Source organism: Burkholderia gladioli, from assembly GCF_000959725.1.
GTDB lineage: Bacteria > Pseudomonadota > Gammaproteobacteria > Burkholderiales > Burkholderiaceae > Burkholderia > Burkholderia gladioli.
In genome coordinates this window covers 1,234,836-1,248,463 of the sequence record NZ_CP009323.1, presented here as the reverse complement: position 1 = coordinate 1,248,463, position 13,628 = coordinate 1,234,836, and the positions used below count along the sequence as shown (strand labels likewise).

The 13,628-nt window shown below is 70.6% G+C and carries 12 protein-coding genes; 2 read left to right on the top strand and 10 right to left on the bottom strand.

Features of this window, described 5'->3' with window-relative positions; all coding sequences use genetic code 11:
* Positions 1-1,302 carry a sensor domain-containing phosphodiesterase gene (locus BM43_RS22470; RefSeq protein ID WP_370449036.1) on the top strand — a complete coding sequence of 434 codons (1,302 nt, stop codon included), beginning with the start codon at positions 1-3 and terminating at the stop codon, positions 1,300-1,302.
* Between the two features lie 64 nt (positions 1,303-1,366).
* Positions 1,367-2,083 carry a copper homeostasis protein CutC gene (locus tag BM43_RS22465; RefSeq protein WP_036048978.1) on the top strand — a complete coding sequence of 239 codons (717 nt, stop codon included), beginning with the start codon at positions 1,367-1,369 and terminating at the stop codon, positions 2,081-2,083.
* 88 nt (positions 2,084-2,171) lie between these two features.
* Here the strand turns inward: BM43_RS22465 and bioB are convergent, their stop codons facing one another.
* The 10 genes from bioB to aceK form a co-directional block, all read right to left on the bottom strand.
* The gene (gene bioB / locus BM43_RS22460; protein ID WP_036048980.1) at positions 2,172-3,263 is read right to left on the bottom strand and encodes a biotin synthase BioB; all 1,092 of its coding nucleotides are present in this window, start codon (positions 3,261-3,263) and stop codon (positions 2,172-2,174) included.
* Between the two features lie 40 nt (positions 3,264-3,303).
* Entirely contained in the window at positions 3,304-4,047 is a 744-nt protein-coding gene (gene bioD / locus BM43_RS22455; RefSeq protein ID WP_036048982.1) for a dethiobiotin synthase, read from the bottom strand.
* Positions 4,044-5,252: an 8-amino-7-oxononanoate synthase gene (gene bioF, locus BM43_RS22450; RefSeq protein WP_036048984.1), complete on the bottom strand. Its 1,209-nt coding sequence runs from the start codon at positions 5,250-5,252 to the stop codon at positions 4,044-4,046. Before bioF ends, bioD begins: the two co-directional genes overlap by 4 nt.
* Positions 5,249-6,592 (bottom strand): adenosylmethionine--8-amino-7-oxononanoate transaminase, encoded by a 1,344-nt coding sequence (gene bioA, locus BM43_RS22445; protein ID WP_036048985.1) that lies wholly within the window; start codon positions 6,590-6,592, stop codon positions 5,249-5,251. Before bioA ends, bioF begins: the two co-directional genes overlap by 4 nt.
* Before the next feature lie 570 nt (positions 6,593-7,162).
* Positions 7,163-8,455 carry a dienelactone hydrolase family protein gene (locus tag BM43_RS22440; protein ID WP_036048987.1) on the bottom strand — a complete coding sequence of 431 codons (1,293 nt, stop codon included), beginning with the start codon at positions 8,453-8,455 and terminating at the stop codon, positions 7,163-7,165.
* Positions 8,456-8,561: 106 nt separating this feature from the next.
* Positions 8,562-9,026, bottom strand: coding sequence for a YchJ family protein (locus BM43_RS22435; RefSeq protein ID WP_042284918.1), 465 nt, complete (start codon positions 9,024-9,026; stop codon positions 8,562-8,564).
* A 5-nt stretch (positions 9,027-9,031) separates the two neighbouring features.
* On the bottom strand, positions 9,032-9,709 hold the full coding sequence (locus tag BM43_RS22430) for an SDR family oxidoreductase (protein ID WP_013699539.1): 678 nt from the start codon (positions 9,707-9,709) through the stop codon (positions 9,032-9,034).
* A gap of 81 nt (positions 9,710-9,790) precedes the next feature.
* Positions 9,791-10,984, bottom strand: coding sequence for an acetyl-CoA C-acetyltransferase (locus BM43_RS22425; protein WP_036048989.1), 1,194 nt, complete (start codon positions 10,982-10,984; stop codon positions 9,791-9,793).
* Positions 10,971-11,744, bottom strand: a complete 774-nt coding sequence (gene can / locus BM43_RS22420; protein WP_036048991.1) for a carbonate dehydratase — start codon at positions 11,742-11,744, stop codon at positions 10,971-10,973. The genes BM43_RS22425 and can overlap by 14 nt, the downstream gene beginning before the upstream one ends.
* A 79-nt stretch (positions 11,745-11,823) precedes the next feature.
* Positions 11,824-13,623: a bifunctional isocitrate dehydrogenase kinase/phosphatase gene (aceK, locus tag BM43_RS22415; RefSeq protein ID WP_036048993.1), complete on the bottom strand. Its 1,800-nt coding sequence runs from the start codon at positions 13,621-13,623 to the stop codon at positions 11,824-11,826.
* Between the last annotated feature and the right edge of the window lie 5 nt (positions 13,624-13,628).

Here is a 13,628-nt window from a genome sequence, read left to right as displayed (position 1 = left end):
ATGACGACCATGCAGCAGGAGCGTGCGGCGCCGTCGGCGACGCACGGCGCGGGTTCGCCTTATCGCTTCGAGCGCGAGGTCACCTCGGGTTTCGAGCGGGTCGCCTCCAGCCACCGCGAGCTGGCGCTCTCCAGCGTGTTCCAGCCGATCTTCAGCCTCTCGCACCAGCGCGCGATCGGCTACGAGGGCCTGCTGCGCGCGCACGACGCGCTGGATCGGCCGGTCTCGCCGCTCGACGTGTTCGGCGAGGCGGCGCGCCACGGCGAGGCGATGCAGGTCGACCGGCTGGCCCAGGCCCTGCACCTGGAGAATTTCTCGCTGCTCGGCGCCGAGCGCGAATGGCTGTTCCTCAACGTGCATCCCGGCGTGCTGACCGACCCGTTCCAGGCCGCGGCGCTGCTGGCCAACCTCAAGCGGCTCGACATCTCGCCGCGCCGCGTGGTGCTGGAGGTGCTGGAGCAGCGCGCCGACGACCTCGACCGCCTGGCCGACGCGGTGCACGATTTCCGCGAGCACGGCTTCCTGATCGCGCTCGACGATTTCGGCGCCGGGCACTCGAACATCGAGCGGATCTGGCAGCTCAATCCCGACATCGTCAAGCTCGACCGCATCATGCTCTCGCACGCCCAGCATCGCAGCGGGCAGCTGGCGATCCTGCACGGGCTGGTCACCCTGCTGCACGAGGCCGGCAAGCTGGTGCTGATCGAGGGCATCGAGACCGAGCACGACGCGCAGGTGGCGCTGGCCTGCGAGGCCGATTTCGTGCAGGGCTATTTCTTCGGGCGGCCGGCGCCGGGGCTGTCCGACGGCGTGACGGCCTCGGCCTGCATCGGCGAGCTGACCGAGCGCTACCGCCTGCAGACCGAGGCGCGCGAGCGGCGCGACGCGCAGCGCATCGCGCCCTACCTGCGTGCCTTCGAGCGCGCGGCCGAGCGGCTCGCGGCCGGCGAATCGATGGACGAGGTGTGCTGGAACTTCCTCGCGCTCGACGACGCGGCGCGCTGCTTCCTGCTCGACGGCCAGGGGCGGCAGGCCGGCAGCAACGTGGTGCTGCGCGCCGATCGCGCCCAGCACGAGACGCGCTTCCTGCCGCTGGTGGAGGCGCAGGGCGCGAACTGGCTTCGGCGCCCGTATTTCCGCGCGGCGATCGCCGAACCGCAGCGCGTGCACGTGACCAAGCCCTACCTGTCGATCAACGAGGCGCTGCCCTGCGTGACGCTGTCGATCGCGATCCGGGTCGGCGATGCGCTGCGCGTGCTGTGCGGGGATATCGACTGGCGGGAGGGGGAGTGGGTGGTGTGAGCGGTGCGAGCCGGGTGCGCGCGGGTATGGCTACAATGATCGCCCCAGCATCCGGAGCCGCCCCATGCCCGTTCCGTCCATCCTCCTCGAAGTCATCGCCACCACGCTGTCCGACGCGCAGACCGCCGCGCGCGCCGGCGCCGATCGCATCGAACTCGTCACCGGGCTGGCCGAAGGCGGCCTGACGCCGAGCATCGGCCTGATCGAGGCGGTGGCGCGGGCCGTGCCGATTCCCGTCAACGTGATCGTGCGTCCGCATAGCCGCGGCTTTGTCTACACCGCCGAGGAACTCGCGATCCTCGAACGCGACACGCAGGCGGCCGTCGCCGCCGGCGCCTCGGGCATCGTGTTCGGCGCGCTGAACGCCCATGGCGACATCGATGCCGCCGCGCTGGCGCGCATCGTCGAGGCCGCCGGCGGCAAGCCGATCACCTTCCATCGCGCCTTCGACGTCTCGCGCGATCTCAACGCCGCCTTCGAGACGCTGCTGAAGACGCCGGCCGTCACCTCCGTGCTGACCTCGGGCGGCCATCCTTCCGCGCTCGACGGCCGCGATACGATCGCGCGCTTGGCGCGCCGTGCCTCTGGCCAAGGCTGTGAAGTGCTGGCCGGCGCCGGCCTCACGGTCGATTCGATCGGCGATTTCGTGCGCGCCACGGGCGTGCGCGCGGTCCACCTCGGCACCGGCGTGCGCGAGCGCGGCGAGTCCTGGGGCCCGGTCGACGCGCGCCTGGTCGCGAAGGTCCGCGCCATCCTCGACGCGGCCGGCGCGGCTCGCTGAGCGGTCCTCACGACTTCCCCGCAAGCCCGAAAACAAAATCGGCGCGCCCAAGCGCGGCGCGCCGATCTCATTCAAGCCAGCCCGAAGCTCAGTTCGCCACCGGCCCCGGCGCATGCGCGCACTTCACCGGCTCGGCCGCGGCTTCCGCCGGCATCTGCTGCGCCGACTCGGCACGCATTCCCAGCCGCGCCAGCAGCTCGCGATCCTTCTGCGCCTGCGGATTGCTGGTGGTCAGCAGCTGGTCGCCGTAGAACATCGAGTTCGCGCCGGCCAGGAAGCACAGCGTCTGCATCGAGTCGTCGAGCTGCTCGCGCCCGGCCGACAGCCGCACCATCGCCTTGGGCATGGTGATGCGCGCCACCGCGATGGTGCGCACGAACTCGAACGGGTCGAGCGGCGCGGTGCCTTCCAGCGGCGTGCCCTTGATCGCCACCAGGTTGTTGATCGGCACCGATTCCGGATACGGGTTCATGTTGGCCAACTGGGTGATCAGCCCGGCGCGCTCGCGACGCGATTCGCCCATGCCGATGATGCCGCCGCAGCAGACGTTGATGCCCGCGTCGCGCACGCGGTCGAGCGTGTCGAGCCGGTCCTGGTAGGTGCGCGTCGAGATCACCTGCCCGTAGAACTCCGGCGAGGTGTCGAGGTTGTGGTTGTAGTAGTCGAGACCGGCTTCCGAGAGCGCTTGCGCCTGCTCGTCCTCCAGCATGCCCAGCGTCATGCAGGTCTCCAGGCCCATCTCCTTCACGCCGCGGATCATCTCGGTGAGCGGCTCGATATGGCGCTCCTTCGGGCTGCGCCAGGCGGCGCCCATGCAGAAGCGCGTCGCGCCGTTGGCCTTGGCCGCGCGCGCGGCGTCGAGCACCGCGCTCACGTCCATCAGCTTGCTGGCCTTCAGCTCGGTCTCGTGATGCGAGGACTGCGAGCAGTAGCCGCAATCCTCCTCGCAGCCGCCGGTCTTGATCGACAGCAGGGTGGAGAGCTGGATCGCGTTCGCGTCGAAGTGCTCGCGATGCACCTGCTGGGCGCGGAACAGCAGGTCGTTGAAGGGCAGTTCGTAGAGCTTGACGACGTCGGCGACGCGCCAGCGCGGCGATACCGGCGCGGCCACGGGAACGGCTGCGGGCGCGGCTGCGGGTGCGATGCGCGCGTCGGTGCTCACGGTTTGGGCTTGGGTCATGGTCGGGTCCTCGGTAGGGGCGGGGATCAGCGGTTGTCGGTCAGGGCCGCGCGGCGTTCGCGCCGCGAAGCGCCGCCAGCAGCCGTTCGATGTCGAGTGCCGCCGCGGCTTGCTCTGCCCGCGGCGGCGTCATGTGGGGAATCTCGCCGATCAGCGGCGCATCGTGCTCGCGCGCGAGCCATTGCGCGACGGTGGCGATGTTCTGGTCGGCGTAGAGCATGGCCGGGTCGACGCGGTTGGCCACCCAGCCGGCGATGCGCAGCCCGCGCGCGGCGATCGCGTCGGCGGTGAGCAGCGCGTGGTTGATGCAGCCGAGCCGCACGCCGACCACCAGCACCACCGGCAGCTTCAGCGCCACCGCCAGGTCGGCAGTGTCGAGCCGGTCGTCGAGCGGCACGCGAAAGCCACCCACGCCCTCGACCACCACCACCTCGGCGGCCTGGCAGGCTTGCGCGTGCGCGGCCAGGATGGTGCCGATCTCGAGCTTCAGGCCTTCTTGCGCGGCCACGATATGCGGCGCGGCCGGCGCCTTCATCATGAAGGGCGTGCGGATCGCGGGCGGCAGCGCGACGTTGGCGGCCGCGTCGAGCTGGTCGGCATCCTCGTTGTGCAGCACGCCATCCCGTTCCTCGGCGCCGGCCGCGATCGGCTTCATCGCGGCGGCGCGCAGGCCGTGCCGCGCGAAGCCGTGCAGCAGCGCGGCCGACACGAAGGTCTTGCCGATCTCGGTATCAGTGCCGGTGACGAAGCAGGACAGCGTGGAGGCGGTGGAGGACGCGCTCATGCCGCCGCCTCCGCCGCGCCGGCGGCGCTCAGCGCGGCCTCGAGCCGGGCCAGGTCCGCGAAGTCGTGCGCGGCCGACAGCGACACGCGCAGCCGCGAGGTGCCGGCCGGCACGGTGGGCGGGCGGATCGCCGGCACCCACAGGCCGTGCTGGTCCATCGCCCGCATCGCGGCCAGGGTCGCGTCGTTCTCGCCGATCACCAGCGGCTGCACGGCGGTGCGCGAGTCGATCGGTTGCCAGCGCGTATTGCGCAGGATCTCGCGGGTGCGCTCGATCAGCGCGGCCAGGTGGGCGCGCCGCGCCTCGCCGTCCTCGCCGCCGATCAGCGCGAGGCTGGCCGACACGGCGTGCGCCACCGAGGGCGGCGCGGCGGTGGTGAAGATGTAGCTTCGCGCGCGCTGGATCATCCATTCGATCACGGTCTCGTGCGCGATCACGAAGGCGCCGGCCACGCCGGCGGCCTTGCCGAGCGTGCCGACGTAGATCAGGTGCTCGGAGCGCAGGCCGTAGGCGGCCGGCGCGCCGCGCCCTTGCGGGCCGAGCACGCCGAAGCCGTGCGCGTCGTCGATCACCAGCCACGCGCCATGCGCCTCGGCCAGTGCCACCAGCCGCTGCAGCGGGGCGATGGTGCCGTCCATGCTGAACACCGTGTCTGACACGATCAGCTTGGTCTCGGCCGTCGAGGCGGCGAGCTGCGCGGCCAGCGCGTCCATGTCGCCGTGCGGATAGACGCTGATCTCGGCGCGCGACAGGCGCGTGCCGTCGATCAGCGAGGCATGGTTGAGCGAGTCGGAGAAGATCTCGGCGCCGCGGCCGGTCAGCGCCGTCAGCGCGGCCAGGTTGGCCATGTAGCCGGTGCTGAAGTAGAGCGCGCGCGGCGCGGCGCAGAAGCCGCCGGAGAATTCCGCCAGCTCGTCCTCGAGCCTCGCGTGCGCGCGCGAATGGCCGCCCAGCAGGTGCGAGCCGCCGCTGCCGGAGCCGTAGCGGCGCGCGCCCTCGGCGAAGGCCTCGACCAGCGCCGGATGCGCGGCCAGGCCCAGGTAGTCGTTGCTGGCGAAGCTGACGATCTCGCGGCCGTCCACCGTCATGCGCGCGCCGCAGGCGCTGTCGGCGGTGCGGCGCACGCGGCGCAGCCCTTGCGCGTCGATCTCGGCCAGGCCGCGTTCGAGCGCGGCAAGCAGGCTCGGCGGGTTCGGCGTGCTCATGCGCGCACCTCCGCCAGCGTGGCGTCGAGCGTGGCGCGCGTTTGCGCGGCCAGCCAGTCGATCTCGCCGTCGTCGAGCACGTAGGGCGGCATCAGGTAGACGCTGCTGCCGATCGGGCGCAGCAGCAGTTCGTGCCTGAGCGCCTGCTCGAAGAAGCGGCGCGAGAAACCGCGCGCCTGCTCGGCATCCAGCGCGACGTCGAAGGCCAGGATGGTGCCGCGCTGGCGCAGGTGGCGCACCTCGTCGCGCTCGGCGAGCGGCGCGAGCGCCGCGCGCAGGCGCGCCGACTTGCGCGCATTGGCCGCCAGCACGTCGTCGCTGTCGAACAGATCGAGCGTGGCGAGCGCGGCGCGGCAGGCCAGCGGATTGCCCGTGTAGGAATGCGAATGCAGGAAGCCGCGCGCGGTGTCGTCGTCGTAGAAGGCCTGGTAGATCGCGTCGCGCGATAGCACCAGCGAGAGCGGCAGGTAGCCGCCGCTGATGCCCTTGCTCAGGCACAGGAAGTCGGGCCACACGCCGGCCTGCTCGCAGGCGAAGAAGGTGCCGGTGCGTCCGCAGCCCACCGCGATCTCGTCGGCGATCAGGTGCACCTGGTAGCGGTCGCAAAGCGCGCGCAGCCCGCTCACGTAGGACGCGTCGTGCATCGCCATGCCGGCCGCGCACTGCACCAGCGGCTCGACGATCAGCGCGGCGATCGCGCCGGCGCGCTCGGCGAACAGCGTTTCGACCGCGGCCAGCGCGCGCGCGGCCACCTCGGCCGCGCTCTCGCCGGGCGCGGCCTGTCGCGCGTCGGGCGAGGCCACCACGTGGGCGTGGCGGATCAGCGGGTCGTAGGCGTCCTTGAACAGCGCGACGTCGGTCACGCCGAGCGCGCCGATGGTCTCGCCGTGATAGCCGTTCGCCACGCAGACGAATTCGCGCTTCTCGCCGCGGCCGGCGTTGCGCCAGGCGTGGAAGCTCATCTTCAGGGCGATCTCGACGGCCGAGGCGCCGTCCGAGGCGAAGAAGGCGTGGCCGAGCGTGTGCCGCGTGAGCGCGGCGAGGCGCTCGGCCAACTCGATGGCGGGCTCGTGCGTGCAGCCGGCCAGCATGGCGTGCTCCAGCGTGTCGAGCTGGTCCTTCAGCGCGGCATTGATGCGCGGGTTGGCATGGCCGAACAGGTTCACCCACCAGGAGCTGATCGCGTCCAGGTAGCGCGCGCCGTCGCGCTCGTACAGCCAGGGGCCGGCGCCGCGCGCCACCGGCACGAGCGGCATGCGCTCGTGGTGCTTCATCTGCGTACAGGGGTGCCAGACTGCGCGCAGGCTGCGCGCAACCCAGTCGTCGGGTTGTGTGCTCAAAACGGCTCCGGAACGGGACGCGGCGCGGCGGGATTCGGACGAGATTCGGGTGGAACCGCGGCAGCGGCCCCGCGCCGGTCCATCGAGGCGGCGGCCGGCGGGCGACGTGCGCCCCGCGCCGGCTACCGACGCGCCTGCGTGCAAAACCAAAACGGGCCAGAGATTAGCGCGATTCCGGGCCTCGCGCAGCATCGGTTACAAACGCACGGAGCCTTGCTGGGCATGGAGTTGCGCGAGGTTTGGGGGTGCTCGCGACGGTTCGGGCGCGATGCCCGGGATAGCGTGCAGATGACGACGGCAAAGTGGCGCCACCCGACGGACGGAAATCGAGGGGAAGCGGCGCGGGAGGCGCGCGGTGAAAAAGGTAGGGATCGATGCGGCTATCGCGCGTAAGGCGCCCGGCAGCGTCGGCGATCAGGCGAAGTGTCGTCGACGGACGCGACGGGGGGCGAGGTCGGCGCAAGGTGGACGCGAAGCGGAAACGGTGACGCAGATGGCAAAACGGCGAGGCCCGGTGGGTCTCGCCGCGTGCGCGATGGATGACAGGAAGGCGGTGCTACGAAGCGCCGCTCAGCGGCTGGCCAGCGCGTGGGTGGCGCCGTCGGCCGGCGCGATCGCGGCGGTGGCCGTGCCTTCGTTGGCATGCCAGACCACGTGGTTGTCGACGGCATAAAGCCGGCAGGCGCCGGTGCCCTGCTTGCGGCAGTTCTCGAGCGCGAGCGCCATCGGGTCGTCGCCGCCCTCGGCCCAGGACCAGGCGCCTTCGGCCGACACCGCGAAGGCGCGGCTCGGATGCTGGTTCAGGAAGTGGCGGTAGCCTTCGCGGCCGGCGGCGTCGAGGTAGGGCACCGCGTCGACGGCGTCGATCGAGGCGTAACCCGAGGCGGAAGGCATGTGCGGGCAGGCCACGGCATAGAGCACCGTGGTCGGCATGTGCAGCTCGCTGAGGAAGGCGTTGACCGAGGGCCACCAGATCGGCACGCCGTCGCGGTCGACGATCAGCCGGTGCGCGTCGTCCTTGTAGCTGCCGTAGTCGACGAACAGGGTGCTCGCGCCGTGCGAGACATAGGCCTCGCGCAGCCGCTCGACCAGGGCCGGCGACCAGACCGAATCGTTGTCGCCGTACATCCACAGCGAGGGCACCTGGGTCTTTTCGCCGTAGGTGTCGAAGGCGCTCACCAGGTTCTTCTGCCAGCCGTCGCAGAGATCCTGGCGCAGGCCGCCGGAGAAGTTGATGATGCCCTTCACGCCCTTGGCCGCGACCGTGCCGTAGGCCAGCGAGACCAGCCCGCCGTGCGAGGTGCCGGCCACCACGATGCGGTTGGCGTCCACGTAGGGCTGCTTCGCCATGTAGTCGACCGTGGCGGACACGTCGCGCGCCTGCGCCATGCCGTTGCGCTCGACGTCGCAGCCTTCCTGCACGTAGGTGCCGCCCGAGCCCGCGAAACCCTCGCGGTTCGGCGCCACCACCGCGTAACCGCGGCGCACGAACTCGCGCGCGAAGGCGACCGGCCGGCTGCGCGGCTGGTCGTGCAGGTCGCCGGGGTTCTTGCCGTGGTTGAACACCACCAGCGGGAACGGCCCGGGGCCGTTGGGCTTGAAGACGGTGGCCTCGAGCATCACGGAACCGTCGCGATCGGCGGGGATCCGGATGATCTGCTCGTTCATGTCGGCCGTGATCTGCGGCAGCCCCGGTTCGTTGTAGTCGAACCGTTCGGCGCCGGCCAGCGAGGCCGTGGAGGAAGTCGGGGCGGGCGACGCGATCGCGTCGGGGGAGGCCGCGGCAGCGGACAAGGTGCCGGCCTGGGCGGCCGACAGCAGAGACGCCGCCATCCAAGCTGCTAACACCTTGCGAAACACCATGTCGATTCCCGCGACCCATTTCGTTTGAAACCGGGTCCATCCTAGCCCGACAAATTCAGCTTGTGCAATGCGGGAATAACCCTTCCTCCGCCGCGGTGGCGTTGACTCAGCGTTCGCTTACATTGCCGTCGATATAGCGCCAGATTCCGTGCTCGTCGCGCGAGAAGCGGCTGGTCTCGTGCAGCCGGTGCGCGCGAGATCCGTCCTTGTAGCGCGCCACGAACTCCACCACGGCGTGGGCGGCATCCTGCTCGGCGAAGCGCTTGATGTCGAGGCCGAGCCAGCGCGGGCCGTCGCCGGCCTCGAGATCGGCCGGGCAGGTGGCCGGATCCCAGGTGGCGCGAAGGTAGGCCGTCTCGCCGAGCACGTAGGCGGTGTAGCGCGAACGCATCAGTTGCCAGGCGCTCGGCGCCGGCGTGCCGCCGTCGATCAGCGTGCCGCAGCAGGCCGCGTAGGCCGGCGCGCGCTCGGGCCGCCGGCCCGGTTGCGCGCCGCCGCAGGGGCACAGTGCCGGCCGCCCGGCGGCTGTGGACGAAGTGGGGCGGGAAGCCTCGCTGGAACGTTCGTTCATCGCGCTCACCAATCCAGCTCGGCGCCGTCGTACTGGAAGAAGCGGCCGTTGGCGGCGGCGCGGTCGGCCGCGGCCCTGGCCAGCACGCGGCGCATGCCGGTCACGCTGGTTTCGGCGTCGAGCGCGGCGTCGCCGCCGCCCATGTCGGTGCGCACCCAGCCGGGATGCAGCGACAGGCAGGTGGCCTCGCGCGTCTGCAGTGCGGCCACGCGCACCACGTTGTTGAGGGCGGCCTTGCTGGCGCGGTACAGCCAGCCGGTGGTGCCGCTGATGCCGCCGGTGCTGCCCATCCGGCTCGACACGAAGGCCAGCACGCCCCGTGCGTCCTCGACCATCGGCAGCAGGATCGGCAGCAGCTGCATCGGGCCGAGCACGTTGGTGTGCATCACGGCGTCGAAGTCGGCCGCGTCGATGGTCTCCACGCCCTGGGTGCGCGGGCCGTAGACGCCCGACACCACCACCGCCGCGTCGAGCCGCTCGCCGTCGAGCTTCCAGCCGAAGCCGGCGAGCTGGGTGGAATCGGTCACGTCGAGCGCGTGGGCGGTCGCGCCGAGCGCGCGCAGCGCGTCGAGCGAGGCCGGGTCGCGCGCGGTGGCCAGCACGTTCCAGCCGTCGCGCCGGTACTGGCGCACGAATTCCCTGCCGAGGCCGCGCGAGGCGCCGACGATCAGGACGGTTTTCATCGAATCGTTCTCCTTGCTTGAAGCGGGCGGCGCGGCGCGCGGGCGGCTGCAATGGCGCCGCCCGCGCGCCGCGCCGTGGGCTCAGATCAGCTCGATGGCCATCGCGGTGGCCTCGCCGCCGCCGATGCAGAGGCTGGCCACGCCGCGCTTGCCGCCGCGCGCGCGCAGCGCGCCGAGCAGGGTGACCAGGATGCGCGCGCCGGAGGCGCCGATCGGGTGGCCCAGCGCGCAGGCGCCGCCGTTGACGTTGACGCGCTCGTGCGGCAGCCCGTGTTCCTTCATGGCGGCCATCGCCACCACCGCGAAGGCCTCGTTGATCTCGAACAGGTCGATGTCGGAAGGCCGCCAGCCGGTGCGCTCGAACAGGCGCTGCAGGGCGCCCACCGGCGCGGTGGCGAAGCGCGCCGGGGCCTGCGCGAAGGTGCTGTGGCCGACCACCCGCGCCAGCGGCGCGGCGCCCAGGCGCTCGGCGGTGGAGGCGCGCATCATCACCAGCGCGGCGGCGCCGTCGGAGATCGACGAGGCATTGGCCGCCGTCACCGTGCCGTTCGGGCCGAACGCGGGCTTCAGCGTGGGGATCTTGTCGGGGTTGGCGCTGAACGGCTGCTCGTCGCGCGCCACCACGGTTTCGCCCTTCCTGCCGGCGATCGTCAACGGCGCGATCTCCCAGCCGAACGAGCCGTCCTCGTTGGCGCGTTTCGCGCGCGCCAGCGACTCGATCGCGTAGGCATCCTGCGCTTCGCGCGTGAAGCCGTATTCGGCCGCGCACTCGTCGGCGAAGCTGCCCATCAGGCGGCCCTTGTCGTAGGCGTCCTCCAGGCCGTCCAGGAACATGTGGTCGAGCACCTGGCCGTGGCCCATGCGCATCCCGCCGCGCGCCTTGGGCAGCAGGTAGGGCGCATTGGTCATGCTCTCCATGCCGCCGGCCACGATCACCTGGGCGGAGCCGGCCAGCAGCATGTCGTGCGCGAACATCGCCGCGCGCATGCCGGAGCCGCACATCTTGTTGACCGTGGTGCAGCCGGTGGCCTGCGGCAGCTGCGCGCCGAGCGCGGCCTGGCGCGCCGGCGCCTGGCCCTGGCCGGCCGGCAGCACGCAGCCCATCACCACCTCGTCGACCTGCTCGGCGGCCAGGCCCGAGCGCGCCAGCGCCGCGGCGATCGCCGCGCTGCCGAGCTGCGGCGCGCCCTGCGTGGCGAAGGCGCCCTGGAAGCTCGCGATGGCCGTGCGGGCCGCCGCGGCGATCACTACCGGATCATGTTCAGCATTGGTCATGTTTCGTCTCCTTGAGTGTTTTCGCGACCTGTTCCGCGACGTCGGCCAACTGCGCCGCGTCGGCCGCCACCATGTCGTTGTCGTCGCTCGAGCTGGCGCGCCCGGCCGAGAGCGTCTCGACGCAGCGCTGGTGGACGCTGGCCAGCTCGTCGGCGGCCGACACGGCCATGCCGAGGTTGCGCATGCGGCCGTCGTGCACGCCGTAGACCAGGCCGTGCACGGTGAGCGGCTGGCCGCGCGTCCAGGCATCGTTGACGATGGTGGTGCGGCACACGTTGACCACCTGCTCGATCGCGTTCAGCTCGATCAGGCGGCGGTAGCGCGCCTCGCCCACCGGCCACTGGTCGAGCAGCCCGGCGTGCTTGTCGCGCACGTCCTGCACGTGGTGCAGCCAGTTGTCGGCCAGCCCGACGCGGCGGTTGGTGAGCGCGGCGTTCACGCCCGAGCAGCCGTAGTGGCCGACCACCATGATGTGCTTGACCTTCAGGATGTCGACCGCGAACTGCAGCACCGACAGGCAGTTGAGGTCGGTGTGCACCACTACGTTGGCGATGTTGCGGTGGACGAACACCTCGCCCGGCGGCAGGCCGATGATCTGGTTGGCGGGCACGCGCGAATCGGAGCAGCCGATCCACAGGTATTCGGGTGCCTGCTGGTCCTTCAGGCGTTCGAAGAATTGCGGGTCGTCGGCGAGCTTGCGCTTGACCCAGGCGTCGTTGTTCTCGAACAGGTGGGCGAGCGGGTGATCGTTGGTATTCATCGCGAGGTCCGTTTGGTCTGTTGCGTACTATGGATCGGTTGAAGTCGTGAAACCGGGATTCAGTGGTTCGGTCCCGCGCTCAGGCGGCGCGCTGCGCGTCGGCGGGCCGCGCGTAGCGCGCCGGGTAGCGCGCGCGAAAGCGCAGGGACGGGTCGTACGGGAAAAAGTCGGGCAGCTCGCCGCGCAGCACGCGCGCCTGGCTGTCCTGCCAGAGCGCGGGCTCGAAGAAATCCGGGTGCTGCGCGAGGAAGGCCTCGCGCACGCGCGGATCGCCGAGCAGGAAGGGCCCGTAGGTTTCGGGAAAGATGTCGCGCGGGCCGACCGGGTACCAGGGCTCGTCCGACATTTCATCCTCCTCGTTGCGCGGCGGCGGCACGCGGCGCACCTGGCAGTCGGTCAGGTACTCGATCTCGTCGTAGTCGTAGAACACCACGCGGCCGTGGCGCGTCACGCCGAAATTCTTGTAGAGCATGTCGCCGGGGAAGATGTTGGCCTGGATCAGCTCCTTGACCGCGTTGCCGTATTCCTTCACGCCGTGCGCGATCTCGGCGTCGCTGCCGTGCTGCAGGTACAGGTTCAGCGGCGTCATGCGGCGCTCGATGTACAGATGCCGGATCACCACGCTGTCGCCCTCGTATTCGAGCAGCGAGGGCGCTTCCTTCTCCAGCTCGCGCAGCAGCGTCTCGTCGAGCCGTGCCAGCGGCAGCGCGACGCTCGAGTATTCGAGCGTGTCGGCCATGCGGCCGAGCCGGTCGTGGCGCTTGACCAGCTGGTACTTCTCCATGATGCGTTCGCGCGTGGTGTCCTTGGGCGGCGGGAAGCGGTCCTTGATCGCCTTGAACACATAGGGGAACGAAGGCAGCGTGAACACCAGCATCACCATGCCCTTGATGCCGGGCGCGATCACGAAGCGGTCGCTCGAATGCGAGAGATGGTGCAGCAGGTCGCGATAGAACAGGTTCTTGCCCTGCTTCTGCAGGCCCAGCGAGGTGTAGATCTCGGCCTTCGGCTTGCCCGGCATCAGGGTGCCGAGGAACTCGACATAGGCCGAGGGCACGTCCATGTCGACCAGGAAGTAGGAATGCGAGAAGCCGAAGATCACCTGCAGCTGCTCGCGGCGCAGCAGCACCGTGTCGAGCGCGAGCGTGCCGGCGCCGGTATGGCGCAGCGGCACCGCGAAGGGCAGGGTGCGCTCGCCGTTGACGATGCGCCCGACGATCCAGGCGCCCTTGTTGCGGAAGAACAGCGAGGACAGCACGTGGATCTGGAAGTTGAAGGCCTCGTCGAAGGCCCCGAACTCGTCGTCGATCGCCTGCAGCAGGCAGGCCGTGTCGCGCGAGAGATCCTCGAAGGGCACGCCGAGCTGGAAGTTCGTGACGATCCGCTCGAGCGTGGCGGGCAGCCCGTCGCGCGCCGGGTAGTAGGCGCGGTAGGTGGGCTTGGCGGCCGGCGCGGCGTTTTCCAGGTACTCGGTCGAGATCGCCGGGCGCACGAAGATGAAGTCGTTGTGGAAATACGAGCGGTGCAGGATCTTGCAGCACACCGAATTGAAGAAGGTCTCCGCGCACTCGGGCTGCAGGTGCGAAGTCAGGAGCCCGATGTAATGGAGCTTGATCTGCTGCCAGACCTCGTCGTCGAGGCCGGCCGCGTCGTATTCGTCTTCCAGGCAGACCACGCATTCGCGCACGCGCTCGTCGTAGGAGGTGATGCGCTCGCGCCCGAGCCGCTGCAGGTCGTGCCAGTCGGCCGCCTCGAACCGCGCCTTCGCCTCGATGGCCGCGTCCCGGAAGGTCCGGTAATGGCGATCGAAATGCTCCAGCATGGCCTGGGCGAGATCGAAGCCGATTTGCGACGACAGCAGTTTGGGGAAGTGGTGCATGGTCC